The organism is Faunimonas pinastri (assembly GCF_900110915.1).
Taxonomy (GTDB): Bacteria; Pseudomonadota; Alphaproteobacteria; order Rhizobiales; family Afifellaceae; genus Faunimonas; species Faunimonas pinastri.
This window is the reverse complement of the sequence record NZ_FOFG01000006.1, coordinates 79,348-105,777: the sequence shown is the minus strand read 5'-3', so window position 1 is coordinate 105,777 and position 26,430 is coordinate 79,348. Positions and strand designations below refer to the sequence as shown.

Annotated in this window: 23 protein-coding genes, 2 tRNA genes, 1 pseudogene and 1 riboswitch; of the genes and pseudogenes, 12 read left to right on the top strand and 14 right to left on the bottom strand. The window is 66.4% G+C overall.

Translation table 11 applies throughout. From position 1 onward, the window contains the following. Nucleotides 1–59: 59 nt before the first annotated feature. The 3 genes from BMY25_RS09845 to BMY25_RS09835 all read right to left on the bottom strand — a co-directional run bounded on the left by BMY25_RS09845 (nt 60) and on the right by BMY25_RS09835 (nt 2,036). Nucleotides 60–467 carry a DUF6841 family protein gene (locus BMY25_RS09845; protein WP_092496467.1) on the bottom strand — a complete coding sequence of 136 codons (408 nt, stop codon included), beginning with the start codon at nt 465–467 and terminating at the stop codon, nt 60–62. Further along, nucleotides 467–1,477 carry a ligase-associated DNA damage response exonuclease gene (locus BMY25_RS09840; protein ID WP_092496466.1) on the bottom strand — a complete coding sequence of 337 codons (1,011 nt, stop codon included), beginning with the start codon at nt 1,475–1,477 and terminating at the stop codon, nt 467–469. The genes BMY25_RS09845 and BMY25_RS09840 overlap by 1 nt, the downstream gene beginning before the upstream one ends. 73 nt (nt 1,478–1,550) lie before the next feature. Continuing rightward, complete coding sequence (locus BMY25_RS09835; RefSeq protein ID WP_092496465.1) at nt 1,551–2,036, bottom strand: hypothetical protein; 486 nt, start codon at nt 2,034–2,036, stop codon at nt 1,551–1,553. A 138-nt stretch (nt 2,037–2,174) separates the two neighbouring features. On the opposite strand from BMY25_RS09835, the pseudogene BMY25_RS09830 reads away from it, so the two are divergent. From BMY25_RS09830 to BMY25_RS09820, 3 genes and pseudogenes are all read left to right on the top strand, one after another. Next, nucleotides 2,175–4,718, top strand: a pseudogene (locus BMY25_RS09830) (ligase-associated DNA damage response DEXH box helicase); the annotation flags it as partial. 85 nt (nt 4,719–4,803) lie between these two features. Then, entirely contained in the window at nt 4,804–5,487 is a 684-nt protein-coding gene (gene pdeM / locus BMY25_RS09825; RefSeq protein WP_092496565.1) for a ligase-associated DNA damage response endonuclease PdeM, read from the top strand. 59 nt (nt 5,488–5,546) lie between these two features. Then, nucleotides 5,547–5,795, top strand: a complete 249-nt coding sequence (locus BMY25_RS09820) for a hypothetical protein (protein WP_092496463.1) — start codon at nt 5,547–5,549, stop codon at nt 5,793–5,795. Nucleotides 5,796–5,892: 97 nt separating this feature from the next. Here BMY25_RS09820 and BMY25_RS09815 read toward each other — a convergent pair whose 3' ends face one another. Beyond that, nucleotides 5,893–10,437, bottom strand: a complete 4,545-nt coding sequence (locus BMY25_RS09815; protein WP_092496462.1) for a peptidoglycan-binding protein — start codon at nt 10,435–10,437, stop codon at nt 5,893–5,895. A 212-nt stretch (nt 10,438–10,649) separates the two neighbouring features. On the opposite strand from BMY25_RS09815, the gene BMY25_RS09810 reads away from it, so the two are divergent. From BMY25_RS09810 to BMY25_RS09800, 3 genes are all read left to right on the top strand, one after another. After that, nucleotides 10,650–11,060, top strand: a complete 411-nt coding sequence (locus tag BMY25_RS09810) for a MerR family transcriptional regulator (RefSeq protein WP_238858256.1) — start codon at nt 10,650–10,652, stop codon at nt 11,058–11,060. A 333-nt stretch (nt 11,061–11,393) separates the two neighbouring features. Continuing rightward, nucleotides 11,394–12,077, top strand: coding sequence for a S24 family peptidase (locus tag BMY25_RS09805; protein ID WP_092496564.1), 684 nt, complete (start codon nt 11,394–11,396; stop codon nt 12,075–12,077). A 72-nt stretch (nt 12,078–12,149) separates the two neighbouring features. Then, nucleotides 12,150–12,431: a hypothetical protein gene (locus tag BMY25_RS09800; RefSeq protein ID WP_177176804.1), complete on the top strand. Its 282-nt coding sequence runs from the start codon at nt 12,150–12,152 to the stop codon at nt 12,429–12,431. 86 nt (nt 12,432–12,517) lie between these two features. Here BMY25_RS09800 and BMY25_RS09795 read toward each other — a convergent pair whose 3' ends face one another. The 3 genes from BMY25_RS09795 to metZ all read right to left on the bottom strand — a co-directional run bounded on the left by BMY25_RS09795 (nt 12,518) and on the right by metZ (nt 16,608). Then, complete coding sequence (locus BMY25_RS09795) at nt 12,518–14,173, bottom strand: lysine--tRNA ligase (protein ID WP_092496459.1); 1,656 nt, start codon at nt 14,171–14,173, stop codon at nt 12,518–12,520. 84 nt (nt 14,174–14,257) lie between these two features. Continuing rightward, the gene (locus BMY25_RS09790) at nt 14,258–15,211 is read right to left on the bottom strand and encodes a transporter substrate-binding domain-containing protein (RefSeq protein ID WP_092496458.1); all 954 of its coding nucleotides are present in this window, start codon (nt 15,209–15,211) and stop codon (nt 14,258–14,260) included. A gap of 176 nt (nt 15,212–15,387) precedes the next feature. Beyond that, entirely contained in the window at nt 15,388–16,608 is a 1,221-nt protein-coding gene (gene metZ, locus BMY25_RS09785; RefSeq protein WP_092496457.1) for an O-succinylhomoserine sulfhydrylase, read from the bottom strand. Nucleotides 16,609–16,654: 46 nt separating this feature from the next. Continuing rightward, nucleotides 16,655–16,735: riboswitch (SAM riboswitch) on the bottom strand. A gap of 106 nt (nt 16,736–16,841) precedes the next feature. On the opposite strand from metZ, the gene BMY25_RS09780 reads away from it, so the two are divergent. Both BMY25_RS09780 and BMY25_RS09775 read left to right on the top strand, forming a co-directional pair. Next, entirely contained in the window at nt 16,842–17,942 is a 1,101-nt protein-coding gene (locus BMY25_RS09780; RefSeq protein WP_092496563.1) for a 2'-deoxycytidine 5'-triphosphate deaminase, read from the top strand. Nucleotides 17,943–18,065: 123 nt separating this feature from the next. After that, nucleotides 18,066–18,139 (top strand) — tRNA-Gly (locus tag BMY25_RS09775). A 35-nt stretch (nt 18,140–18,174) separates the two neighbouring features. On the opposite strand, the gene BMY25_RS09770 is transcribed toward BMY25_RS09775, so the two are convergent. The 6 genes from BMY25_RS09770 to BMY25_RS09745 all read right to left on the bottom strand — a co-directional run bounded on the left by BMY25_RS09770 (nt 18,175) and on the right by BMY25_RS09745 (nt 21,268). Further along, nucleotides 18,175–19,191, bottom strand: a complete 1,017-nt coding sequence (locus tag BMY25_RS09770; protein ID WP_092496456.1) for an aldo/keto reductase — start codon at nt 19,189–19,191, stop codon at nt 18,175–18,177. Nucleotides 19,192–19,259: 68 nt separating this feature from the next. Continuing rightward, nucleotides 19,260–19,559 (bottom strand): hypothetical protein, encoded by a 300-nt coding sequence (locus BMY25_RS09765; protein ID WP_143061925.1) that lies wholly within the window; start codon nt 19,557–19,559, stop codon nt 19,260–19,262. Nucleotides 19,560–19,775: 216 nt separating this feature from the next. Continuing rightward, nucleotides 19,776–20,060, bottom strand: a complete 285-nt coding sequence (infA, locus tag BMY25_RS09760) for a translation initiation factor IF-1 (RefSeq protein WP_092496454.1) — start codon at nt 20,058–20,060, stop codon at nt 19,776–19,778. An 88-nt stretch (nt 20,061–20,148) separates the two neighbouring features. After that, nucleotides 20,149–20,358, bottom strand: coding sequence for a cold-shock protein (locus BMY25_RS09755; RefSeq protein WP_092496453.1), 210 nt, complete (start codon nt 20,356–20,358; stop codon nt 20,149–20,151). A gap of 307 nt (nt 20,359–20,665) precedes the next feature. Next, a tRNA-Ala gene (locus tag BMY25_RS09750) sits at nt 20,666–20,741 on the bottom strand. A gap of 83 nt (nt 20,742–20,824) precedes the next feature. Then, nucleotides 20,825–21,268, bottom strand: coding sequence for a TIGR02300 family protein (locus BMY25_RS09745; protein ID WP_092496452.1), 444 nt, complete (start codon nt 21,266–21,268; stop codon nt 20,825–20,827). A 177-nt stretch (nt 21,269–21,445) separates the two neighbouring features. Here BMY25_RS09745 and aroA point away from each other — a divergent pair, with 177 nt between their 5' ends. The 4 genes from aroA (at nt 21,446) to BMY25_RS09725 (ending at nt 26,079) form a co-directional block, all read left to right on the top strand. Then, nucleotides 21,446–22,792 (top strand): 3-phosphoshikimate 1-carboxyvinyltransferase, encoded by a 1,347-nt coding sequence (gene aroA, locus BMY25_RS09740; protein ID WP_092496451.1) that lies wholly within the window; start codon nt 21,446–21,448, stop codon nt 22,790–22,792. After that, complete coding sequence (cmk, locus tag BMY25_RS09735) at nt 22,792–23,433, top strand: (d)CMP kinase (RefSeq protein ID WP_092496450.1); 642 nt, start codon at nt 22,792–22,794, stop codon at nt 23,431–23,433. Before aroA ends, cmk begins: the two co-directional genes overlap by 1 nt. Nucleotides 23,434–23,605: 172 nt before the next feature. Beyond that, nucleotides 23,606–25,306: a 30S ribosomal protein S1 gene (gene rpsA, locus BMY25_RS09730; RefSeq protein WP_092496449.1), complete on the top strand. Its 1,701-nt coding sequence runs from the start codon at nt 23,606–23,608 to the stop codon at nt 25,304–25,306. A gap of 128 nt (nt 25,307–25,434) precedes the next feature. Continuing rightward, nucleotides 25,435–26,079 carry an FMN-binding negative transcriptional regulator gene (locus BMY25_RS09725; protein WP_092496448.1) on the top strand — a complete coding sequence of 215 codons (645 nt, stop codon included), beginning with the start codon at nt 25,435–25,437 and terminating at the stop codon, nt 26,077–26,079. Nucleotides 26,080–26,131: 52 nt separating this feature from the next. Here BMY25_RS09725 and BMY25_RS09720 read toward each other — a convergent pair whose 3' ends face one another. Beyond that, nucleotides 26,132–26,368: a hypothetical protein gene (locus BMY25_RS09720; RefSeq protein WP_092496447.1), complete on the bottom strand. Its 237-nt coding sequence runs from the start codon at nt 26,366–26,368 to the stop codon at nt 26,132–26,134. Nucleotides 26,369–26,430: the final 62 nt, after the last annotated feature.

Genomic DNA, 26,430 nt, shown 5'->3' with positions numbered 1-26,430 from the left:
GGTGGCCGGCGCGGATTGTGAGGGGCCGCGCCGGTCCGTTCGGAAGCTGCCGCCCGCGTTCAGTGGGCGGGAGCTTCCTCTTCCTCGATCTCGTTGATCACCGTGGCGATCTTCCAGCCGGTGTCCGTGTCGAGCAGCGTGTAGCGGCAGGTGAACTGGTTCAGTACCTCGCCGTCCTCGTCCTCCTGCCGCCACTCGACGCTGGCGAAGGCCGTGATCCCGGCGACGTGGATGGCGCCGACTTCCGGCACGGTCGTGACGATGCCGGCATCGTCGAAGACGTCGATCAGCGCCTCGACGTTTTCCCCCAGGTCCTCGTCGTCATCGAAGACGTGGCCTTCGGAAAACTGCCAGATGGTGGCTGGATAGGCGAACAGGGTCGTCACCGCTTCCGCATCCGCGTCGTCGAAGCCGGCGCCGTATTCGGCGAAAATGGCGCGGATTTCACTCTCATTGTTTCGGGGCACTATTCCGGCTCCTCTTCATAGCCCACCAGATGCAGCGGGCGGGCGCGGATGTTCTGGAGTTCGCACCAGCGCACCAGTGCTTCCTCACGACCATGCGTGACCCAGACCTCGCCGGGTCCGATTTCCTCGATGGTTGCCGTGAGTTCGTCCCAGTCGCAATGGTCTGAGATGATCAGCGGCAGTTCCACACCTCTTTGTCGAGCGCGCTGGCGGATTTGCATCCATCCAGAGGCGAAACAGGAGACGGGATCGGCGAAGCGGCGCGCCCAGCGATCTGCAAAGGCCGATGGCGGGCCGACAACGATGGTGCCGGCGAAATCGGCCTTGCCGCCACGCTCCAGCGTCGCGGGCTGCAGGTCGCCGAGGTCGATCCCTTCCGCCTTGTAGAGGTCGCAGAGCCGCTGCAGCGCCCCGTGGATGAAAATGGTGCGGTCGTAGCCCTGCTCGCGCAGCAGCGCGATGACGCGTTGCGCCTTGCCCAGCGCATAGGCGCCGACGAGATGCGTGCGCTCGGGAAACTGCTCGGTCGACCTGATGAGCTTGGCGATCTCGGCGCGGTCGTCGGGGTGGCGGAAGACTGGCAGCGCGAAGGTCGCCTCGGTGACGAACACATCGCAGGGCACCGGCTGGAACGGCTCGCAGGTCGGGTCCTCCCGGCGCTTGTAGTCGCCGGAAACGACGATCCGGAAGCCGTCCTTCTCCACCGCGATCTGTGCGGAGCCCAGCACATGGCCGGCGGGATGGAAGGAGACGGTCACGCCGTTGATCTCGCTCCATTCGCCCAGCATCGCTTCCTGTCGGCGGCGGGTGAAATCCTCGCCGTAGCGCGTCGCCATGATGCGCAGCGTTTCCGGCGTCGCCATCACCGCGTCGTGGCCGGACCGGGCATGGTCGGCGTGTCCGTGCGTGATCAGCGCCCGAGCCACCGGTCGCACCGGGTCGATATAGAAGTCGCCGGGCGGACAGTAGAGACCGGAAGGGGTGGGGCAGAGAAGCTCGGCGGGACGCATTCCTCCCTACATAGGAGGCGGATGCGGCAGCGGAAGGGTGAGGTTTGCGGCCCGACCTTCGACGGCATGCCGTTCAGACCTCCATCAGCCGCTTCCAGATCTCCTCGCCCGGCAGCTTCGCTTCCCAGTGCCGCCAGCCATTGAGGTTCACCGTCTCGCCATTGCGGCCGCGGACATTTTCGATCAGCGCGCGGGAGGGAGAATTGTAGCGCTGGCCGCCAACCTCCCAGGCGCCGCCGCCGATCCGGCCGGTCACGGTCTGGCCGCCATAGGTGGCGCGGATCTCGGTGCCTTCCGGAAGCAGGATCTGCCGCCCGTGCCGGTCGATCTTCGCCCAGCCGCCGTCGATCGCGCCGCCGCTCTTCGCCCGCCGACCGGGGGCGGTCGCTGCCGTTGGAGCCTCTGCATCCCCGTCCAGCCGAAGCATTCGACGCAGGATGTCGTTGCGGCTCTCGGTAAAATCCTGCCGCGCGCCTTCAATCGCCTTGTAGACGTCGATGTCGATCTCCACCACCGACGCGACCCCGTCGCCCTTGCGACCGTTCTTCTTCTTGGACATGCCTCACCCGCATGCTGCGTTGCTATAGTCACGATCATTACTTATGCGACTGAAATAGCAAGCTCCCAGATCCTGGTGGAAGGCGGATCTGCCCGCGCCTGCCTCGACTTCGTTCCTGTCGCTTCCTACCTATCGGGAATGACGGTCAATCCACTCATTCCCGAAGAGGCGAGGAGCCTTCTGCCCGCCCGCTTCGGAGAGTGGTTCGCGGCGCAGGGCTGGGCGCCGCGTCCGCACCAGCTGGAGCTCCTGGCTAAGGTCCGGGCCGGACGGTCCGCCCTGCTGATCGCGCCGACGGGCGCCGGCAAAACGCTTGCCGGTTTCCTGCCGAGCCTCGTCGATCTGGAGGAACGCGGGATCGTCGAGCGGGCGAAGCCCGGACAACCCGTCTTCGGGCCGCATACTCTTTATATCTCGCCGCTGAAGGCGCTGGCGGTCGACATCCAGCGCAATCTCGAGCGGCCCGTCGCCGGCATGGATCTGCCGATTACGCTGGAAACGCGCACCGGCGACACCTCCGCCCACAAGCGCCAGCGGCAGAAGCAGGAGCCGCCGGACGTGCTGCTGACGACGCCCGAGCAACTGGCGCTGCTCATCGCGTCGCGCGACGCCCGACGCTTCTTCGGCCGGCTTCGCTATGTGGTCTTCGACGAACTGCACTCGCTGATCGTTTCCAAGCGCGGCGATCTTCTGGCGCTGGGCCTCGCCCGGCTGCGAGAGCTTTCGCCGGACCTTGTGACCATCGGCCTCTCCGCGACGGTCGCCGAACCCGACGATCTCTGCTCGTGGCTGGTGGGACAGAAAGCTGGCGAGCCGCGCCGGCTGGCCGACCGCATCGTCGTGGACGGGGGCGCGCGGCCGGAACTCTCGATCCTGCGCTCCGGCGAACGGCTGCCGTGGAAGGGTCATACCGCCCGCTATGCGCTGCCGGAGGTCTATGAGGCGGTGAAGCAGCATCGGACCACGCTGCTTTTCGTCAACACGCGCTGGCAGGCGGAGCTTCTTTTTCAGGAGCTCTGGACCATCAACGAGGACAATCTGCCGATCGCGCTGCATCACGGTTCGCTGGACCGGACGCAGCGTCGCAAGGTGGAGGCGGCGATGGCGGCCGGCGCGCTCCGGGCCGTGGTCGCGACCTCGACGCTGGATCTCGGCATCGACTGGGGCGACGTGGACCTCGTGATCCACGTGGGCGCGCCCAAGGGGGCGAGCCGTCTGGCGCAGCGCATCGGCCGGGCCAATCACCGCATGGACGAGCCCTCGCTGGGCATCCTCGTGCCGGCCAATCGCTTCGAGGTGCTGGAATGCCAGGCGGCGCTCGACGGCAATTATCTCGGCCATCAGGATACGCCGCCGCTGCGGCCGGGCGCGCTCGACGTGCTCTGCCAGCATGTGCTCGGCATGGCGGTGGCCGAGCCGTTCGACGCGGTGGCGCTCTTCGACGAGATCACCTCCGCCGAGCCCTATCGGCACTTGGCCTGGGAGACGTTCGAACGCGTCGTGGATTTCGTCGCGAGCGGCGGCTACGCGCTGAAGAGCTACGAACGCTACGCCAAGATACGCCGCCGCACGAGCGGGCCGGAGAAGGGGCGCTGGGGCATCAGCCACCCTTCCATCGCCCAGCAATACCGCATGAATGTCGGCACCATCGTCGAAGCGCCCATGCTGAACGTGGTGCTCGGGCGACCGCGCAAGAGTGCGGAAGGCAATTCCATCATGCGAGGAGGGCGGCCACTGGGCCAGATCGAGGAATATTTCCTTGAGCAGCTGGTGCAGGGCGACACGTTCCGCTTCGCCGGGCGCGTGGTGAAGTTCGAGGGCATTCGCGAGAACATCGCCTATTGCAGCCCCGCCGCCGACGAGGATCCGAAGATCCCGGCCTATGCCGGCGGCAAGTTCCCGCTGACGACCTATCTGGCGGAAGGCGTACGGGCCATGCTCGCTGACCCCACACGCTGGCCGGAGCTGCCGGAACAGGTGCGCGAATGGCTGGGCCTGCAACAGGAAATGTCGCTGCTGCCGTCACGCGACTCCCTTCTGGTGGAGACGTTCCCCTTTCACGGCCGCTTCTACATGACGCTCTTCCCCTTCGAGGGACGGCTCGCGCACCAGACGCTCGGCATGCTGCTCACCCGGCGGTTGGAGCGAGCGGGCGCCCGCCCGCTGGGCTTCGTCGCGACGGATTATTCGTTGGCCGTCTGGGGCCTGCGCGACATGGGCGAAGCCTTCGCCGACGGCGATCTTTCGCTGGAAGACCTCATGGACGAGGACATGCTCGGCGACGATCTGGAACACTGGCTGGCGGAATCCTACCTCCTGAAGCGCACCTTCCGGAACTGCGCCGTCATTTCCGGGCTGATCGAGCGCCGCCATCCGGGGCAGGAAAAGACCGGACGGCAGGTGACCGTCTCCACGGACCTGATCTACGACGTGCTCCGCGCACATGAGCCGGACCACATCCTCTTGCAGGCGACGCGCGCCGATGCGGCGACCGGGCTCCTCGATATCAAGCGGCTCGGCGAAATGCTCTCGCGTATCCGAGGGCGAATCATTCATCAGAGACTGGAGCGCGTCTCGCCGCTCTCCGTCCCGATCATGCTGGAGATCGGCGGGGAGTCCGTGGTGGGGCAGGTGCATGACGGAATCCTCGCCGACGTGGAAGCGGAACTGATCCGCGAGGCGACGGGCAGAGCAGCGGAGCCGGCTTCTGGAGCAAGCCTCGATCTTGTCGACGACGCAGCCGATCGCGGAGAGGACCTCCGGCGACATGGCTGACGCGCATGTCCGGCTTGCCGGGGTTTCCGCTTGTCTCGACCGCGCCGGCGCGCTTTGGCTGGAGGCGAGCCGCACGCTGGTGGTCGCCGACCTGCATCTGGAAAAGGGCTCGTCCTTCGCTCGCCGCCGCGTGTTCCTGCCGCCCTATGACAGCGCCGCGACGCTGGCCGCGCTGGCGACCCTGGTGGAACGCCGGGCGCCGAAGCGGGTCGTCTGCCTCGGCGATTCCTTTCATGACGGCGAGGGTACGTCGCGGCTGGGCCTGCCCGAGCGTGCGCGCCTTTCCGCCCTGCAGCGCGGGCGTGACTGGCTCTGGATCACCGGCAACCACGATCCGCATCTGCCCGCCGATATCGGTGGCGAAGTCGGTCGCGAGATCGAGATCCAGAGCCTGACTTTCCGTCACGAACCGACCCTCGCGCCGGTCCACGGCGAGGTGGCCGGGCACCTGCACCCGTCCGCGCGGCTTTGCCGGCATGGCCGCTCCATCCGTCGGCGGGCTTTCGCGACCGATGGCATGCGGCTGGTGCTGCCCGCCTTCGGCGTGCTGACGGGCGGTCTCAACGTTCTGGACCGGGCCTTTGCCGAACTCTTCCCGGCCCGGCCGCTGCATGCCTTCATGATCGGCGACAGCCGCGTATTCCAGATCGCCGCGGCCGCTCTGAGCCGAGACTAGATCCCCACTCTGGCACGGCGCTTGCTTCTCTTCTCGTTGGGCATGACAGGAGGACCGACATGGCTGACAATGTCGTTGCACTGCACGGAGAGTTCCAGGCTCAGGAAAGCGAGATCGACCAGCGGCTGGTGAGCGAGCTTGAGCGTTTGCTGGAAGCGGCGAAATCGGGAGAGATCACCGGGCTCGTCGCGGCGACGCTGAACAAGGACAAAGTGGCGTCCTATGCCTATGCCGGCCTTGTCGGTTCCTACGGCATGATCGGCGCGCTGGAATGCGCCAAGGGCCGGCTCCTCAGGATCACCGCCTGATCGCCGGGAAAGCGGATGGGCCGCTCAGCCCGCTTTCTCTCATATGAAAAAAGCGGCCGTCCGGCCGCTTTTCTTGTCTCTGGCCTGATGGCTCGCGTCAGATCTTGCTGGACTGCAGCGCAGTGACGAGGCCGGTATCGATCTCGCCGGTCGTCGGCAGGCCGGCCTTCTTCTGGAAATCGCTGATCGCCTTGCGCGTTTGCGGGCCGGTCTGGCCGTCGACCGCGCCGGAATAGAGACCCTTGGCGGAAAGCATCTGCTGCACCTGCTGCACGAGATCCGCCGTGCCGGGCAGGCTGGTAGCGCTCGCAGCGGTCGCCTGCGGCTCGCCCCAGCCGCCCTGCGGCGGCTGTACGTCGTTGGCGGCGGTGTCGGCATCCAGCGGACGGAAGCCCTCGGCCGCAGCCTTTGCCTTTGCGAGATCCGACGGGCTCAGCGACTGCGCGACCATGTCCCGCCGCTTGGCGGCTTCCTTGTCGCCGGATGTCGCCGCGACGGCGAACCACTTGTAGGCCTCGATCATATCGACGGGAACGCCGAGGCCCCGCGCGTAAAGGATCGCGATGTTGAACTGGCTGTCATGGACGCCCTGGTCGGCGGCGCGATGGAAAAGGGTCGCGGCCCGCTTCAGGTCCGGCTGGCCGCTGACGCCCTCGGCATAGAGAACGGCGAGGTTGTGCATCGCCTTCACATTGCCCGCGTCGGCCGCGCGCTGGTACCAGACCTGCGCCGTCTGCGGGTTCTTGTCGACGCCGATGCCCTTTTCATAGATCGAGCCCAGCCGGTACTGCGCGGGCGCGAGTCCGGCGACGGCGGCGCTCTGGTACCATTTCGCGGCCGCGAGCAGATCCTGCTGCACGCCGCGGCCTTCCGCATAGCGGGCAGCGACCTCGAACTCGGCCTTGGGATCGCCACCCAGAGCGGCGATGCGCAGCCTGTCCGCCCCGATCGTCACGGGGAGACCGTGCAGGTCCACGTCCTTCACGCCGGCGGCGGGGAGTGAGCCGGTGGTGAGCGGCGCATCGGGCGCGGCATCGACCACGGACGAAGGCGACGAAGCGGGAGGCGTCGAACCGGAAGGCGTCGAACTCGGGCCGGCGGCGGAGACCTTGCCCTGGGCCGATCGCGCGGCCGTAGGTGCGGGTGCGTCGGTTTCCGCTTTCGGCCCATCGACGGCGCCGGAGGGAAGGGGCGTTGAAGCCGACGTCGCGACGTCCGGAGCCTTGGCCGGCGAGGTGTCGGCGGCAGTCGAAGCTTGGCGCGAGGTGGGCGCCGTCTGTGCGTCGCCTTGTGCGCCAGTTGCCTGGGATCCCAAGGCTTGGGATCCGGAAGCCTCTGATCCGGAAGCTTGTGATCCCGCAGTCGGGGCATCGGGCGCGGCAGGAGCCGGCGTAGCGTCTGCCGTGGCGGTTGCTGCCTGCGGCGTCCGGTCGGCATCGGCAAGCGCATTCGGCGTTGCGGACGGAGAAGCCGGGGCGCTGCTCGTCACCTGCGACATGGCTTCCGGCGAATGGGAGCGCATCCGGGCATATTGGAGGGCGGCAAAAGCGACCGCGACCGCGAGCGCGCCGGCAAGGAACAGGCTGCGGCGGGCGCGGAGCAGACCGGCGATGCGGGCCGCGCCAGTTGTCCCACGCGCCTGCCGGGTCGCCGTTTCCGCGCTGCCGGCCTCGGCGGATGCCGCCCTGGCCGCACGACGGGCGGCGGCGAGAAAATCGGTGTCTCCCGCATCGTCCTCGGGGGTGCGCAGGAATGCGGCGGCGGTCGGCGTCTCTTCCGCGGCGGCTCCCTTGCCACCGGAGAAGAGCCTCCGATGCCCCTTCTTCTTGCCGGACATCACCGCCGTGTCGGAGCTCGGGGCATCCGTCAGCGACGAGGTCATCGGCGCGTCGGTGCCGGGCTCCAGCGGCGTGTCGCCGAGATCGGCGTCCTCCATGCCGGCGGAGAAGGATTCCGTTCGCCCGCCCGTGGCGCGCTTCAGGAGCTGCGAGGAGGAAAGCCGACCGAAGAGCCCGCCCCGCATATCGTCGGAGGTGTCGAGGCTGGAGGTGAGCGCTTCCGGCGCGGTGCTGCTGCGGAGCGCCCGGTCGGCAGGCTCCAGCGTCACTTCCGGATAGCGCTCGGCCTCGTAGCCGCCGCGCAGGCTGTCGCCCCCGAGCCAGCCGGTATCCTGCGCCGCGCCGCGCGAGAAGTTTTCTTCGGCAGCGCCTCGGTCCCCTTCGGGCAGGTTCTGGAGCTCGCGCTCCAGGAAGGCCATGCGCTTCACCACCGCTTCCAGCGTGTCGTGCACGGCGCCCAGCGAGTCTCGAGTATGGCTGTCGCTGATTTCGGCCGCCTGCCGGAGCGCTCCGAGATCTTCGTTCAGGGTGCGGGCAAGTTCGCCGGAGAAGTCGTCGGCGGGATGGAGGCCGCGAAGTTCACGCAGCGCCTCGGAGACGGATGCGCTGCCGCCCTGTTCCAGGCGCGCCTCGATGGCACGGAGGCTTGCCTCCATGGATTCCATCAGGTTGCGGTCGGCGGCCGGCGCGTCGACGGCCTGCATGATGCGGCCGACCTGTTGCTCCAGATCCTCCAGATGGGACTGGAGGCTGGGCACGGGCTCGAGCCGGTCGAGAAGATCATGGAGGAGGTCGGAGATCCCGCTCGTCGGCTGCTGGGCCGGGGTCGACAGGAATTCGTGCCGAAGTGCCAGGATTTCCTGCCGGAGTTCCCCAAGCTCCAGGTCTGGCACCGAGGCGGAGCCCTGCAGGTCGTGGTGCAGCGTGTCGAGCTTGTGCTCGATGCGGCCGTAGCGCTCGTCGCCGGCATTGCCTTCCAGCACCGTCTCCAGCCGCTCCAGAACGGCGGTGAGCCGCGCGGGCAGGAACGCGTCACGGCCGGCCATGAGGTCCAGCCGGTCGACGAGGTTTTCCAGATGGGAGGCCAGCGTGGACTGGTCGCTGAGATGGCCGGAACTGATGCCGTGGAGCTGCTGCTCGATCGCGCCGAGCCGGTGCGTGAGCGGCTGCAGGTGCTCCTGCGGCGAAAGCTCGGCCACCCGGTCGGAAAGATCGGAAAGCTTCTCGGAGATCGGCGCGAGGTGCTGGTTGAAGCCCTGCTCGCGATGGGCGGCTTCGCTCAGGAAATGCTGGATCTGGTCGAGCCGGTCTTCCAGCGCGGCGAAATCGGCGGCCGGGGCGGCCGGGCGCTCGGCCTGCTCCAGAATGATCTGGCGCAGCCCTTCGAGCTTCCGCTCGATCGCGGTGAGCGCGGCGCGCGAAGCCTTGCTGCCCGCCTCCGCGATCATCAGCGCGACGGCGTCGAGCTTTTCTTCCAGCGCGCGTACGACCTGCTCGGCCACCCGGCTTTCCTGCCGACCGATGCCGTCGTCCAGCGCGGCGATGCGGTTCTCGATCCGCGCCAGCATGTCGGCGGGCGGGGTTTCCGGGAGGCGCTCGGCCAGCACTCGCAGCCGCGCCTCGACAGGGGCGAGATCGACCTGCGCGCGGGCCTGTATGGCAGCCTCAAGCCGGCTCGCCAGTTCGAAAAGGCCCCGCTGGAGATCGGGTCCGAGCGAGGAACGGGCCCGGCGCAGACCCGCGACATCGTTGGCGATTGTGTCGAGCTGAACCTGCAGGCGCTCGAACTGGTCGTCGTTCCGCTCCGGCTCCGGCAGGGCGTCGATCCGGTCGGCGAGATGGAAAAGGTGTTCCTCGATCCGGCGCAGGCCCTCCTCGGAGGGCAGGGCGGCGAGATCGCCACGGATCTCCTCGATCCGCGCGGCCACTTCCTGCATGGCGGCGGGTTTGGCGGTCTGCGCCTCGATCCGCGCGATGCGCTGCAGGATCTCGTCGCGCGCCGTCTCGAAGGCGCTGATCGCGGGCGCCTGCCATTGCGGCGCGGCAAGCCGGTCGGTGAGCTCCGTCAGCCGCTCCTGCAGCGTGGCGAGCCGCGTGCCCGTCGTGTCGCGGTTGCGCTCCAGGCTGCTGCGGATCTGGCCGATATCGCCGGACAACGAGCGGTTGTTGCGGGAAAGCTCCTCGACCTGGCGGGCCAGCGCCTGCAGCATGTCGCGCGCTTCGCCGCCCCGCTCCGGGCGGGGAGCGGCAAGGGCGGTGCGCTCGGCTGCCCGGCCTTCGGGACGAGCGGTGGGTTTCGCGCGTTCGGGGTCGAGTTCCTCCGCCATGGCGCGGGCGGCGACGCGCTCGGCCCGGGTCGAACGACCCTCGCCGAAGGATTTCTCCACCAGGCGGCGATTGGGCGTGTCGCCGTCGGCGGTGTTGCGGCCGGCGACACGTTCGTCCAACGCCTGAAGCTGCGCCTCCAGCCGTTCAAGATTACCGAGAAAGGCGCGCTCGCGGTCGCCCGGGCGCGCATCGGGTACGTCGTGTCCGGCAGGTTGGCGACCGCGGCTCGCGCGCTCGACGCTGCGGGCCAGGCTTTCAACCGCGCGTTCCAGTTCTTCCGGGCTCATGTCCCCGCTGCCGCCGGGGAGCCGCTGCTCAACCCGGTCGCGATCTCCGCGGGGGCCGCTCAGATGGCCCGCCGCATCGAAGCGCGTCGTCAGAAGGTCGTCGAAACGGAGATCACGGCCTTCGCTATCCCGGTTCTCGGGAGAGCTGGCCTGCTCCGATCTGACCTTCCACGATGTGCGGGCGTGCATGACTTTTCCTTCGGAAGGGTCTGCGCATTAAAAAACGGCGCACTCATCGCGAGTGACAGACTCGCGGATTCCTGTGAAGAGTCGCCAGTTGTGGTTAATTCAACGTTAACCGTACAAATTGAACTTTCCGGTTAATGTGGTGGAAAGGTCACAGTTGACGTTCCCGTAAGCTGCGGATAGCTCGGTTTCCACGCCAGCTTGCAGGATGAATTGTGCACTACACGATCGGAGATCTTTCGCGCGAGTTCGGCGTCACGCTGAGGACGTTGCGTTTCTACGAGGACAAGCAGCTTCTCAACCCGCGCCGCCAAGGCAATATCCGCATCTACAGCCGCCGCGACCGTTCGCGGCTGAAGCTCGTGCTGATGGGCAAGCGGGTCGGCTTTTCGCTGGACGAGATCAAGAACATGCTGGAACTCTACGATCTCAAGGACGGGCAAACCCCCCAATTGCAGCTCGCTCTGGAGCGCTTCAGCGGGCAGATCGCCGTCCTGGAGCAGCAGAAGCTTGAAGTGGAACAGGCGATCGAGGAACTGACGCGCACCACCCGCCTGATCGAGGGCATGCTGCGCGACAAGGAAGAAGCCGACATCATCAATGCGGAGGAAGAACTCCGGGACTGAAGCCCGCTCCCGGCGTCCACATCTTCAACGGGCGCGACCTCCTCTTGCTAGATCCAGCTTCTCGCGCCTCCTTAGTATTTGATCAGCAATATCCCCCAATTCCAGCTGCATCGATCCTCTTCCGGGATACATTGACGGCTTCGGTAACGCTGCCTGGAACTCTTCGATCTCCAGATGCGGCGGAGCCGCGAACCGTTCCGGAACCCGACGGGAGCGGTCGACAAGGAGAATTCGTCCTTGTCGTCCGTCTTGATGCACGTCGAGGTTGTAATCCGCGAGAATTATAAGGAAGAAGGATCGCTGACGAAAACTCTGGGTACAGGTGCTTCCGTGGTGTGGACCCACAAGTCTGTCTGGGCGGCGCTTGACGCGCTGGCCGAGGTGCAAAAGCTCACGGCGTCCGGACTTGCCCGGAAGGCGGGGCTGGACCCGACAGCCTTCAATCCCTCCAAACGGCACGGCGCGGACGGCAGGCCGCGCTGGCCATCGACTGAATCCATCAGCAAGGTGCTGTCGGCCACGGGTGTCAACCTGCGCGAGTTCCTGTCCCTGATCGACCGGGACGAGATCGGGAATGGCGCGGTGCCGTTCGGTGCGGCGGAGGGATTGGACCTGCATCCGGCGGCCTTTCCCAAGCGCTCCTTTCCCCTGCTCGGCCTCGCTCAGGCCGGCGTGGGCGGCTTCTTCGACGATGGCGGCTTTCCCGTCGGAGAAGGCTGGGATCAGGTTTCGCTGCCCGCCCCGGAGGACGGCACCTATGCGTTGGAGATCACCGGCGATTCCATGCTGCCGCTTTACCGGGACGGTGACACGATCCTGATCTCGCCGAGCCAGCAGGTCCGGCGTGGCGACCGTGTCGTGGTGAAGACGGTGGAGGGAGAGGTGATGGCCAAGATCCTGAAGCGCCGCACCGACCGGATCATCGAACTGCAATCCAACAATGTCGAACACCCGGATCGGGTGCTCGATCTCAAGGACATCGCGTGGATGGCGCGCATCGTCTGGGCAAGTCAGTAACCATTCCGTGCCGATCCGGGAACCTGTTCCGTCTAACTGCGTTAGCTCGGTACAGAATTCGGAATGGAAGTCATGCTTCGCACTTTGTCCTTCGTCCTCGCATTATCCGCAGCTATCGGCGGCGGATATACTTTGCTCGACCAGGGCTCGATCGCGTCCGCCGCGGGTGCCACGCCTTCCCAGACGGACGACGCCTCCCGCGGCGCCTCGGGCCTGCGGGTGCTGGCCTCCGATACCGTGAGCGTCGGAAAGCAGAACCGCGAGATCCGGGACGTCACGCCGAAGGGCTTCACCAGCTACAGCGATGGTGGCCGGGTAAAGGTGCTGGATCCCAAGGTGGTGTCCGCTCAGTAAACCGACCGGTCTGATATGTGAAAGCCCGGGACGCGGAAGCGTCCCGGGCTTTTTGCTGCGCGCAGACCGATGAGCGCCGCCCGCGTTCAGGCGGCGTTTGCGGAAAGTTCGCCGGTCAGGCAGCGCGCGATCAGGGTGCGCGTTTCGGGGATGCCGTAGATCGCGACGAAGGACCCGAAGCGAGGGCCCTTTTCCTGCCCGAGCAGGAGTTCGTAGAGCGTCGAAAACCAGGTCAGCGCCACGCCGGGGCGGCCGTCGGCGCTCGGCTTGTCCTTTGCCTGGAAGCGTTCGAAGGCGCGGCCGACATCGTAGATGGCGTTCTGGATCGTATCGGCATCCGCCCTGGCGGGCAGGGCCGCCAGAGCCTCGTCCAGCGTTTTCAGCGCCGCGCGCTCGGTCTCGTCGGGCGCCCGGAAGTGCTTGGAGGGGCTGACGAAGTCCCGATAGTAACGGACGGCATAGCCGACCAGCTGGTCGAGAACCGGCGCGTTCGCGCGATCCACTTGCGGGAAGTGACGCTGGATGAAGCCCCACAGCGTTTCCGCGTTCTCCGTGTTCGATGCGCTGGCGAGGTTCAGGAGCATGGCGAAGGTGAGCGGAAGTTCCACCTTCGGCGGCTTGCCCTCATGCATGTGCCAGACCGGATTGGACAGGCGGCTTGGCGCGTCCTGCCGCCCGTAGGCGTCGACAAAGGAGAGATAATCGTCGACCGCGCGCGGGATCACGTCGAAATGCAGCTTCTTGGCCGCGCGGGGCTTCTGGAACATGAAGAGCGACAGGCTCTCCGGCGAGGCATAGGACAGCCAGTCCTCGATCGTCAGGCCGTTGCCCTTGGACTTTGAGATCTTCTGGCCCTTCTCATCGAGGAAGAGCTCGTAGTTGAACCCCTCCGGCGGCGAGCCGCCGAGCGCCCGGCAGATCTTGGACGAGAGGGTGACGGAATCGATCAGGTCCTTGCCGGCCATCTCGTAATCGACGGTGAGCGCCGTCCAGCGCAGCGCCCAGTCGGCCTTCCACTGGCACTTCACGTGCCCGCCGGTAACAGGGGTCGTAACAGACTCGCCGGTTTCGGGATCGACATAGGTGACCGTGCCGGCCGCCACGTCGCGATCCACCATCGGCACCTGCAGCACGGCGCCGGTGCGCGGGCAGATCGGCAGGAAGGGGGAATAGGTTTCGCGCCGCTCCGGCCCCAGTGTCGGCAGGATGATCGCCATGACATCGTCATAGGCGGCGAGCATCTTCAGCAGCGTCGCGTCGAACCGGCCGGCCGTGTAGAATTCGGTGGAACTGGCGAACTCGTAATCGAAGCCAAAGCGATCGAGAAAGGCGCGGAGGCGCGCATTGTTGGCCGCGCCGAAGGAACCCTCGGGGCTGCCGAAGGGGTCGGGCACGCGGCTCAGCGGCTGGCCGATATAGCGCGCCATCTCCTCCCGGTTCGGCACGTTGTCCGGCACCTTGCGCAGGCCGTCCATGTCGTCGGAGAAGCAGAGCAGGCGCGTCGGCACGCGCTCCTCGGTCAGCACGCGGAAGGCATGGCGCACCATGCTCGTGCGAGCGACTTCGCCGAAGGTGCCGATATGCGGCAGGCCGGAAGGGCCGTAGCCCGTCTCGAACAGCACTTCCTTTTTCGCGCTCTTTTCCATGCGCGTGACGAGCTTTCGCGCCTCCTCGAACGGCCAGGCCTTGGACACGCGTGCGGCCTCGACCCATTCGGCGGGGAAGTCTGTCGTCTCGTTCATGAATAGGACCGTGTTCTGGGCTCGACGGGAGGCGCGGACACTAGTGGCGTGGTCCCGGCGCGTCAACGCGGTCAGCCGCTCGGGTCAAAACAGCCCGATCGGGAAATAACGGAGGTAGAGTTCCTCGTAGCTGCCGTTTCGCTGCACTTCGCGGAGCGCGTAATCGAGCGCCGCCTTCAGCCGTCGGTCGTCCGGGCGGAGGTCTATCGCGAGCCCCGCGCCGAAATAGCGCTCGTCCAGATAGGGGCCGCCGGCGAAGGCGCAGCAATCGGCCGATTGCGCGCCATTCAGCCAGAAAGCGAGATTGACGGCATTACCGAAGACCGCGGCGGCATGGCCTGCCCGCAATTCGGCGAGGGCCGTGGCAAGGTCCGGCTTGCAGGCAAGCTGCAGGTTCGGGAACAGCGCCTTCAGATACGCCTCGTGCGCGCTGCCGCAGACCGCCGCGACGGTGCGCCGCAAGACCTTGTTGGCGGGATCGAAAGGCCGGTCGCGTCGCGTCACGAAGCGGGCGGGGATCTTGAGGTAGGGCGAAGTCGAGATCAGCTGCGCGTTGCCCCCCGTCGGATCGAGCCCGGCGACGATCGCGTCGCCCTGCTTGTCCGCGAGCCCCTGCACGAGTGTGTCGAACGGGCGGACCTGGATCGCGCAAGGCACGGCCAGCACGTCGCAGACCGCGCGGACAAGGTCGACGTCGAAGCCGATCAGCACGCCGCGCCGGTCGCGAAAGGAGAAGGGCGGAAAATCGTCCGTCAGCAGGAAGCGGATCGTGTGGAGATCATGCGCGGAGGGACGCTCCAGCCGGGCATGCGGATCCCAGAAGTTGGGGATGACGGGTTCCGCGCCCTGTGCGGCAGCGGCCATGGGGGAAGGCGTCGCCGGGACCGTCGTCAGGGGCGGCGGAGGTGCAGGGGTCGTCGCAGGGGAACGGGCGTCCTGCCCATAGGCGGCGCCGGTGCACAGGACGAGCAGGCACGCCAGCCGGAGAAGACGGGAAAGGCTCATGAGAAAATCCGCATCGGCCGCATGCTGTCGCATTCACCTTTCATTTCCCTTAGCGGCGGGTCCCTGGCTGCGGGAAGCAAAGAGCGAAAGCGCGAAGGCGCGAGCTTCCGGCGGACGGACCAGCCGCCGGAAAGTCGGGCGGCCGTTTCGATGTCGTTCCGTCAGCGACCGCGAACATGAAGCTCGCGGTCGCCGGTTCGGCTTCGCGCCTACTCGGCCGCCTGACGCCGCGCCGCGACCCGATCGAGCGCGTTCAGGAGATCGTCGGCGAGATCGGCCACGTCTTCCAGGCCGACGGAGAGACGCAGCACGCCGTCGCTGATGCCGAGCATGGCGCGCTCCTCCGGCTTCAGGCGCTGATGCGTCGTCGTCGCCGGATGCGTCATGATGCTCTTGGAATCGCCGAGATTGTTGGAGATCTTCGCCACTTCCAGCGCATTGCAGACGGCGAAGGCACCGGCCTTGCCGTTCTTCACCTCGAAGGCGATCATCGTGCTGCCGCGCTTCATCTGGCGCTTGGCCAGTTCGTATTGAGGATGGCTCTCGTGCCCGGGATAATAAAGCCGGGTGACGGCCGGATGGTCGACGAGCAGCGCCGCCAGCTTCTCGGCGTTGTCGGTCTGGCGCGCGACGCGCACCTCCATGGTCTCCAGCGCCTTGACCAGCGCCCAGGCGTTGAAGGCGCTCATGGACGGGCCGGTATGCTTGAGATAGGGGGCGAGCTTCGCCTCCACCCATTCCTCGTCGGAGAGCACGATGCCGCCCAGCACGCGGCCCTGGCCGTCGATATGCTTGGTCGCGGAATAGACGACGGTATGCGCGCCGAGTTCCAGCGGCCGCTGGTAGAGCGGCGTGGCGAAGACGTTGTCGACGACGAGGCGCGCACCGGCCTTGCGGGCGATCTCGGCAACGCCGGCGATGTCCACGAGTTCGAGCGTCGGGTTTGAGGGCGTCTCCAGGAAGAGCACCTTGGTTTCCGGCGTCACGCCCTTCGCCCACGCGTCGAGATCCTTGCCGTCCACCAGCGTGTAGGAAACGCCATAGCGGCCGAGAATGTCGGTGATGATGTAGAGGCAGGAGCCGAACAGGGCGCGGGAGGCGAGGATGTGGTCGCCGGCCTTCAGGTCGGATATCAGCGCCGCGGCGACTGCGGCCATGCCGCTCGCGACCGCGCGACTGGCTTCCGCGCCTTCCAGGAGGCACATCCGCTCCTCGAACATGGAAACGGTCGGATTGGCGTAGCGGGAGTAGACGAAGCCGGGGTCTTCGCCGTTGAAGCGGGCTTCGGCGGCCTCGGCGCTCGGATAGGCGAAGCCCTGCGTCAGGAACATCGCTTCGGACATCTCCGAAAACTGCGAGCGAAGAATGCCGCCGTGAACGAGTTCGGTGGCGGGGCGGAAGCGACGATCCTTGGACGGGTCGGAAGCCATGGGCGGAGTCTCCAACAGGCCGGCGGGGTTGACGCGCGAAGACCGGGGGCTCTCACCTCCGGCCTTTTAGCATTGGGATGAAACGTGGTTGCAAGCCGGCCGGCATCAAATGACCACGAGAATAAAAATCGGCTTACGCCCGCGAATCTTTGCCGTCAACGCCTTTGGACCACGCCCGCCTGTTTACGCGAGGCCCGCTCGGCGTGTACGAAGCCCGCAATCGCGGGGCAGAGATGACGACCGAACGACAGGGTATTCTTCCAGATGGTGAGATCGGCCGCCTGATCGAGGCGGGGGCGATCCGCCTCGCCGATCCCGCCGCGCCCAACCAGATCCAGCCGGCCAGTCTCGATCTCAGGCTGGGTTCCGTCGCCCACCGCGTGCGCGCCAGTTTCCTGCCGGGACCGAACTTTTCGGTCGAGACCAAGCTCCGCCAACTCGGGCTGCACGAGATCCCGCTCGACGATGGCGCGGTGCTGGAAACCGGCTGCGTCTATATCGTGCCGCTGCAGGAATCGCTGGCGTTGCCGGCGGATATCGCGGCCAGCGCCAACCCGAAGAGTTCGACCGGGCGGCTCGACATCTTCACCCGCGTCATCACCGACAATGCCCGATCCTTCGATCAGATGCCGCCGGGTTATACCGGGCCGCTCTACCTAGAAATCTCGCCGCGCACTTTCCCGATCGTGGTGCGCCGCGGTTCGCGCCTGTCGCAGATCCGCTTCCGCCGTGGCAACGACGTTCTCGACGATGCGGCGCTCATCGCCCTGCATGACCGCGTCGGGCTGGTGAAGGGCGCCGAACCGCGCTTTTCCGGCGGGCTGATGCTCTCAATCGATCTCGATGGCGGTGACGGCGAGACGGGTCTCGTTGGCTACCGCGCCAAGCGCTTCACGGGCCTTGTCGATGTGGATCGTCCGGGATCGTATCGCGTCGCCGATTTCTGGGAGCCGATCCGGCGCGGGTCCCGGCCGGAACTCGTTCTGGATCCCGACCAGTTCTACATCCTCGTTTCGGCCGAAGCGGTGCACGTACCGCCGGACCATGCGGCGGAGATGGTGCCGTTCGATCCGCTGGTCGGCGAGTTCCGCGTCCATTATGCCGGCTTTTTCGATCCGGGCTTCGGTCACGACGCGGCCGGCGGCACGGGGAGCCGTGCCGTGCTGGAAGTGCGCAGCCACGAGGTGCCGTTCATCCTGGAGCATGGCCAGACGATCGGACGGCTTGTCTACGAACCCACGGCCGGAGCGCCGTCGCGGCTCTACGGCACCGCGCTCGGCTCCAATTATCAGGCGCAGGGACTGAAACTCTCCAAGCATTTCCAGGCGCCCTGATCCGGCGGGCCGAGCCCAGCCGGTCTCGATGCCGGCTCGCGTGGTGCGCCGTTTCCTTGTCGTGGAAATCCCTGTCCGCGCTCTCTTGACAGAGCGGCCCGGCCAGCCGATGGTCCCGGCCGCGCGGGCATGATGTAGTGGTAGCCTGTCAGCTTCCCAAGCTGATCGTGCGGGTTCGATTCCCGCTGCCCGCTCCACCTTCTCCAGATCTCATGACCTTTTCGCGCTGACCTCAGGCCGACGCGTCGCGTCGCTCGCTGTCGAGTGCTGCCATGGCATGCGCGTCGTATCGGTCGCCTGCTGCCGATCCCGGGGGAATGGCCGCTTCGATCGCGGCGAGATCCTCCGCGCCGAGCCTGATCTCCAGCGCCTTCAGCGCTTCGTCCAGCCGGTCGCGACGGCGCGCGCCGATGAGGGGGACGATATCCTCGCCACGCGACAGCGCCCATGCGATCGCGATCTGCGCGACCGAGGCCCCGCGCTCATCCGCAAGCGTTCGAAGCGCCTCGACCAGAGTGAGATTGTGCTCCAGGTTCTCGCCGCTGAAGCGCGGGCTGCGGGAACGGAAATCGCCCGGTTCGGCCTTTTCGCTCCGTTCGCGGCTCCACTGCCCGCTGAGAAGCCCGCGCGAGAGAACGCCGTAGGCCGTGACGTCGATGTCGAGTTCGCGGCAGGTGGGCAGGATTTCCGCTTCGATCCCGCGCGACAGAAGCGAATATTCGATCTGCAGGTCGACGATGGGGTGCGTCGCGGCCGCGCGTCGGATGGTCGATGCGCCGACTTCCGAAAGACCGATATGGCGGACATAGCCCGCCTGCACCATGTCGGCGATGGCGCCGACGGTTTCCTCGACCGGCACGTTCGGGTCCAGCCGGGCCGGCCGGTAGATGTCGATGTAGTCGGTGCCGAGGCGGTTCAGCGTATAGGCAAGCGCGGTCTTCACCGCCTGCGGACGCGCGTCGTAGCCGAGCCAGGCGCCGTCAGGGCCGCGCTGGGCGCCGAACTTGACGCTGATCACGGCGTCCTCGCGCGGCCGTCCCCGCAACGCCTGGCCGATCAGGAGTTCGTTATGGCCCATGCCGTAGAAATCGCCGGTGTCGAGCAGGTTGATCCCGCCATCCAGCGCGGCGTGGATCGTGGCGATGCTTTCGGCGCGATCGGCAGGTCCGTACATACCGGACATGCCCATGCAGCCGAGCCCTATTCGCGACACGAGCGGGCCGGTGCTGCCGAGTCTGGTGGTAAACATGTCCGGTTTCCCTTCCTGGGAGGGCGGAAGCGCCGCCCCGTTCTAGGTGAGCAGGCCGCCGAGGTGGATCAGCTGCCTTCAGGCAGAGGCGCGACGCCGACGATCTCGACGCGCGTGCCGTCCAGGCCGCGCAGCAGGATATCCACTTCCTCTCCGCCGGACAGGACCAGCGTGGCCGGGCCGCGGAATTCCTCGTCCGTCCCCGTCATCGCATGGGGCGCGCTGGCGTCGATGTCGAAGAAGCCGTTGGCGCCGCGATGGCCCTGCTGATCGTCGTCGCGGGTGCGGATCTCGTAGGTACCCGGCCGATAATTGCCGTCGCGGGTCAGCAGCTTGCCCGTGCCCTTGTGCGTCTCGACCTTTTCCATGCGCTCGTTCTCCTTCATTAGCGGGATGAACGAACGAGGGGCGATCCTGTTTCCTCGCGCCGCTGAATCGGCCGAGAGGGCAGGGGAAGCCGGGGGACGCCACCCGCGTGGAAGGGCCGAAAACAAAAGCGGCCGCGCGAACCTATGGCGGTTCGGCGGCTGATCATTGCGGCGCGGCGCCGGAGATGATGCCGCACGAAACGTGCGGCCGATGCGTCAGTGGCGACGGAAGGTGGGGCGGGAGCCACCGGGGCGCGGGGGGCCGCCCATCGGGCCGCGTTCGTCCTTGTGGCGGTAGACCAGCCGGGCCTTTTCGAGGTCGTAGGGCGACATCTCGACGGTCACACGGTCGCCAGTCAGCGTCTTGATTCGGTTCTTGCGCATCTTGCCTGCCGTATAGGCGATCACCGAATGGCCGTTCTCGAGCTCGACCCGAAAGCGCGCATCGGGGAGGATCTCGGCCACGGTGCCTTCAAACTGCAGAAGTTCTTCTTTTGCCATTCCACCATCCTTCGTCAGACCAAAACAAAGCCGCCGTCCTGACGGGCGGCGGCCGGTACAAGAGGCTCGCCTCTCGTCTTGAGCGGTATCAGGCGGCCTGGATGTTGCCAGCTGCCTGCTTGCCGGTGCGGCGATCGGTTTCCAGCTCGAAGGAAACCTTCTGGCCTTCCACCAGGCCACGCAGGCCAGCGCGCTCGAGAGCGGTCGCGTGGACGAACACGTCCTTGCCACCGTTATCGGGCTGGATGAAACCGTAACCCTTTTGCTCGTTGTACCACTTCACGGTGCCCGTATTCATGGGAATAGTCCTACACTTGGATATGCACGTTTGAACGGCTGATCTCAACCGACCGCTCGATGAAGTCGAAGTTTGGAGAGATAGTCTGAACGTGCGCTCGCAGTGCAGCGAAGCGGCCCAGTCGTCCGGCCAAAGTCGATAAAGCTCAACGTAGTGTCTGGAGCCCGCTTTAGCAAGCCGGGATCTCCTGCTCCCCCCGATGGGGCCTCATCCACCTTCCGATTCGCCGCGAGACGAATGGCCGAAGCCACCGGTTTCCGGGGAAACCCGGCAACCGGGTTCAGGAGGATCTGAGACTTTAGAGGGGTGGTGGAGCCAGGCGGGATCGAACCGCCGACCTCGTGAATGCCATTCACGCGCTCTCCCAACTGAGCTATGGCCCCTCGCCGTATCGGGTGTTGCCCGGCGGGATGGCGGCTGTTTATTCGGCCATCCCGATTAATGCAACCCCTTTGATGAAGCTTTCTTAGCTTTCCTCATCATCCTTCTCGACGTCGAGAAGATCGGAGACATCGTCGCCTTCCTCCTCTTCGTCCTCGAGGAAATTCGCTTCGTCGTCGATATCCTCGTCAACCGGCAGGTCTTCCTCGTCCGGCAGCGTGACGGCCTCGTCGTCGTTGTTGCCGTCCTCGTCCTCGGTGACGCCGCCCTCGTCCTCGGCTTCGTCGAGGGAGATGACCTCGGCCTCTTCCTCGTCGTCCCTTTCGACGACTTCGGTCTCAATCTCGCGTTCGTTCTCTTCGTCGTCCTGCTCGATCTTGCGGGCCTTCACCGGCGCCGCCTTTTCGCGAGCGGTGATCTCGTAGATCGTGCCGCAGCGCGGGCAGGTGATCGGGTTATGATTCAGGTCGTAATACCTGGTTCCGCAGGCCGGACAGGCCCGCTTCGTTCCGAGTTCCGGTTTCGCCACGTTCAGCCTCGAATGTCAGGGAAAATTTGGGGCGTTTCCGTACGCAGTGCACGGCAATGTGTCAAACAGGTTTTCAACCGCCCGCCGGTCGTGACCTGTCCCGTCGCTTATGCTACGACCGCCCCCGTTTCACCAAATGGTCCTTTTGGATCGTTCAGCAAGGTCCCGCGCCTGCCCATGGCCCACGCTTCGCCCCAGCCCCTTTCCGGGCTTCCGTCCGGCCCTCTCACGGGCCGCGTCTCGATTCCTGGCGACAAGTCGATCTCGCATCGCTCGCTGATGTTCGGGGCGCTGGCCGAGGGCACCACCCGCATCTCCGGGCTGCTGGAATCGGACGATATCCTGGCAACCGCCGGTGCGATGCGGGCCTATGGCGCGGCGATCGACAGCGACGGCAGGGGCTCCTGGACCGTGCAGGGCGTAGGCTCCCGCGGCTTCGCCGAGCCGGAACGCGCGATCGATTTCGGCAATGCCGGGACGGGCGTTCGCCTGACCATGGGGCTGGCCGGCACCTGCGCCTTCGCCTCCACCTTCGTCGGGGACGCCTCGCTTTCGCGCCGGCCGATGGGCCGCGTGCTCGATCCGCTGCGACAGATGGGCACCGAGGTGATCGCGCGGGGCGGCGACCGTCTGCCGCTGACGCTGCGCGGCACCGCGTCGATGCAGCCGATCAGCTACCGCGTGCCGATGGCGTCCGCGCAGGTGAAGTCGGCCGTGCTGCTGGCCGGCATCAACCTGCCCGGCGTCACGACGGTGATCGAGCCGGTCGCCACGCGCGACCATACCGAGCGCATGCTGCGCGGCTTCGGCGCCGAACTGGAAACCGAAGCGGGCGGGGGCGGCGAGACAATCATCCGCCTGCAGGGACGGCCGAACCTCAAGGCTCAGGATATCATCGTGCCCGGCGATCCGAGCTCGGCGGCGTTCCTGATCGTGGCCGGCCTGCTGGTCGAGGGCTCGGACGTGACCGTGGCGGACGTGCTCCTCAATCCGGCCCGCACGGGCCTGCTGACCACGCTGCGGGAGATGGGCGCGGATATCACGATCGAGAACGAGCGGTTGACCGGCGGCGAGGCCATCGGCGACGTCCGTGTTCGCGGCTCGCGCCTCAAGGGTGTCACCGTGCCGCCGAACCGCGCGCCTTCGATGATCGACGAATATCCCGTGCTGGCCGTCGCCGCCGCGTTTGCCGAGGGCGAGACGGTGATGGACGGGCTGGAGGAACTGCGCGTCAAGGAATCGGATCGGCTGGCGGCCGTTGCCCGCGGGCTGGAAGCGAACGGCGTCGTGTGCCGCGAAGGTCCGGCGAGCCTCACGGTTACCGGGGGCAAGGTGCGGGGCGGCGGACACGTCACCACGCATCTGGATCACCGCATCGCGATGAGCTTCCTGGTGATGGGGCTCGCCGCGGAGAAGCCGGTCACGGTGGACGACGTCGCGATGATCGCCACCAGCTTCCCCGGTTTTGTCGACCTTCTGTCCGGGCTGGGCGCCCGGTTCGGAGCCTCGGCGGTCGCCGCGTGATGGCAGGTGCTCTCGTCATCGCCATCGACGGCCCGGCGGCGAGCGGCAAGGGTACGCTCGCCCGGCTGCTGGCGACCCATTACGGACTGCGCCATCTGGACACGGGGCTGACCTATCGCGCCGTCGCCAATGCGCTCCTGGAGCTGGGCGACGAACTCGGCGACGAGGCGGCGGCGATCCGCGCCGCCCATGACCTGGACTTCGCCACCTTCGATCGCGACCACCTGGCGCTGCCGGAGATCGGGGAAGCGGCCTCGCGCATCGCCGTCATGCCGGAACTGCGCAAGGTGCTTGTTTCCCGCCAGCGCGCCTTCGCCGAGGACGAGCCCGGCGCGGTGCTGGACGGACGGGACATCGGCACGGTCGTGTGCCCGGATGCGGTCGCCAAGCTCTATGTCATCGCCAGCCCGGAAGTGCGGGCGAGGCGCCGCACGCAAGAGGTCCGCGCCCGGGGCGTGCCAGTTGAACAAGCCGCGATCCTTGCCGATATACTGAAACGGGACGAGCGCGACATGGCCCGCGCCGACAGTCCATTGAAGCCCGCGCCCGACGCCTACTTGCTGGATACCAGCGAGTTGAGTATAGAGGCGGCGTTCCGTGCGGCTCAGGACTATATCGACCGCGCCATGACCGGCCGATAGACGGGCGCTGAACGCGCCTGCGCGTCGGCCTTCCGGCGTTCGACCCTCGGAACAATCGTTGTTTGCGGCTTCATGCGCCGACCTGTCGCGAGACGGGGAGGCTGCGGCAACGAAGGCAACACCAGCAACGGCGCGCGTCCGGTTCTTCGGGGCCGGGCAATCGGGAGTTTGAATGAACGCACTGCAACCGAGCCGGGAGGATTTCGCCGCCCTCCTGCACGAGTCCCTTCTCGCGACGGACGTCGCCGAGGGCACCGTCGTCAAGGGGCGGGTCGTCGCCATCGAGAAGGACCTCGCGGTCATCGATGTCGGCCTCAAGGTCGAGGGCCGCGTCCCGCTGAAGGAATTCGGCGTTCGCAGCAAGGATGGTGAACTGAAGCCCGGCGACGAGGTCGAGGTTTACCTGGAGCGCGTCGAGAACGCGCTCGGTGAAGCCGTCCTGTCGCGCGAGAAGGCTCGCCGCGAGGAGAGCTGGGTTCGTCTCGAGGAGAGCTTCGAGAAGAACGATACCGTCACCGGCATGATCTTCAACCAGGTCAAGGGCGGCTTCACGGTCGACCTGGACGGCGCCGTGGCCTTCCTGCCGCGCAGCCAGGTCGATGTGCGCCCCGTGCGCGACGTCGGCCCGCTGATGTCGACGCCGCAGCCCTTCCGCATCCTCAAGATGGACAAGCGTCGCGGCAACATCGTCGTGTCCCGCCGGTCCGTCCTGGAAGACACGCTCGCCGAGCAGCGTTCGGAACTCGTCCAGCGCTTGCATGAAGGCCAGGTGGTCGAGGGCGTGGTCAAGAACATCACCGAATACGGTGCGTTCGTCGACCTCGGCGGCATCGACGGCCTGCTGCATGTCACCGACATGGCATGGCGTCGCGTCAACCATCCCAGCGAGATCCTGAACATCGGCGAGACCGTCCGCGTTCAGATCATCCGGATCAACCCGGAGACCTACCGCATCTCGCTCGGCATGAAGCAGCTCGAGTCCGATCCGTGGGACAACATCGAACTGAAGTACCCGATCGGTGCGAAGTTCGCTGGCCGCGTGACCAACATCACCGACTACGGCGCGTTCGTGGAACTGGAGCCGGGCATCGAGGGCCTGATCCACGTTTCCGAGATGAGCTGGACCAAGAAGAACGTCCATCCCGGCAAGATCGTCTCCACCTCCCAGGAGGTCGAGGTCGTCGTGCTCGAGGTCGACGCTTCCAAGCGCCGCATCTCGCTTGGCCTCAAGCAGGCCATGCGGAATCCGTGGGAAGAGTTCGCCGAGAAGCATCCGGTCGGCTCCACCGTGGAAGGCGAGGTCAAGAACAAGACCGAATTCGGCCTGTTCCTCGGCCTGGAAGGCGACGTGGACGGCATGGTCCACCTCTCCGATCTCGACTGGCAGCGGTCGGGTGAAGACGCCATCGAGGACTACAAGAAGGGCGAAGTCGTCCAGGCGCAGGTTCTCGACGTCGATGTCGACAAGGAGCGTATCTCGCTCGGCATCAAGCAGGTCGGTGGCGATCCCTTCGCCGAGGCCGTGGCCGGCATCCGCAAGGGCTCCGTCGCCAGCTGTGAGGTCACGGAAGTGAACGACGGCGGCATCAACGTGAAGATTGTCGACACCGACATGACCGCGTTCATCCGCCGCGCCGAACTGGCCCGCGACCGTGGCGATCAGCGCCCCGAGCGCTTCTCCGTCGGCGAGAAGGTCGATGCCCGCGTCACCAACGTGGACAAGAAGACCCGTCGCGTCACGCTTTCGATCAAGGCGATGGAAATCGCCGACGAAAAGGAAGCCGTCGCGCAGTACGGTTCCTCGTCTTCCGGCGCTTCGCTGGGCGACATCCTCGCCGCGGCGCTTCGCGACCGCAGCGACGACCAGGAATAAGCAACACAGGGATCGGGACGGCTTCGGCCGTCCTTGCCTGACGAACCCGCGGCGCGAGCCGCGGGTTTTTCTTTGTCCGCTTCCTCGGGGGGGCGGTGCTAGTCTCGCCCGTCAGTCGAGCGAGACCCATGTACCAGCCGCCGCATTTCCGCGAAGAGCGCCTGCCCGTCATGCATGATCTGATCCGCGCTCACCCGCTGGGTCTGCTGGTCACCGCCGGGCCCGGCGGACTGATGGCCAACCCGATCCGGTTCCTGGTCGACGCGGACCGCTCCGAACGGGGGACGCTACGGGCGCATCTGTCGCGCGGCAACGATCAACGGCATGAACTGGCGGCGGTCGGGGAATGTCTGGTCGTGTTCCAGGGGCCGCAGGCATACGTCACACCCTCCTGGTATGCGACGAAGCAGGAGACCGGCAAGGTCGTGCCGACCTGGAACTACGCCACCGTGCATGCCTGGGGCAGGCCCCGGATCCTTGAGGACGCGGAGTTTCTGCGCCGGCAGGTCGACGATCTCACGCGATCGCGGGAAGGCATGCGGCCGGAGCCCTGGGCGGTGTCGGATGCGCCCGAGCCCTTCGTCGCGGGGCAGATCGGCGGCATCGTGGGGCTGGAGATCCCCATCGAACGGATCGAAGGCAAGTGGAAGGTAAGCCAGAACCGACCGGAGAGCGATCGCGTCGGCGTTTTCGATGGTCTTCGCGGGGAAGGGGAGGCCTACGCCGAGATAGCCGAGCTGGTGGCGACGCGCGGCGGGCTGACGACCGGCTGACAGCAGACAAAAAAGGGCGGTCCGAAGACCGCCCCTTGTCATTCGCGACGCCTTAGCGGCAGACGCGCATCTTCTTCCAGACGGGATGGCCGTGATGCCAGGACTTCACCGTCTTCACGTGGCAATTGCGGTGATGCATGGTCTTGTAGCCGCGATGCGGGATCATCGGGCCGGGATCGTCATGGCTCGTCGCCTGACCCTTCACGGGCTGCGCCGAAGCGGTGCCGACGCCGAAAGAAGCCGCGCCCATCAGGACGGCGGCAGCAAGTGTCGAAGCCATAATCTTCATCGTATGTCTCCCTTTCAAGTGGGGGAAGAACATCGGAGCCGCCTCATCGTTCCTTCGTCTCG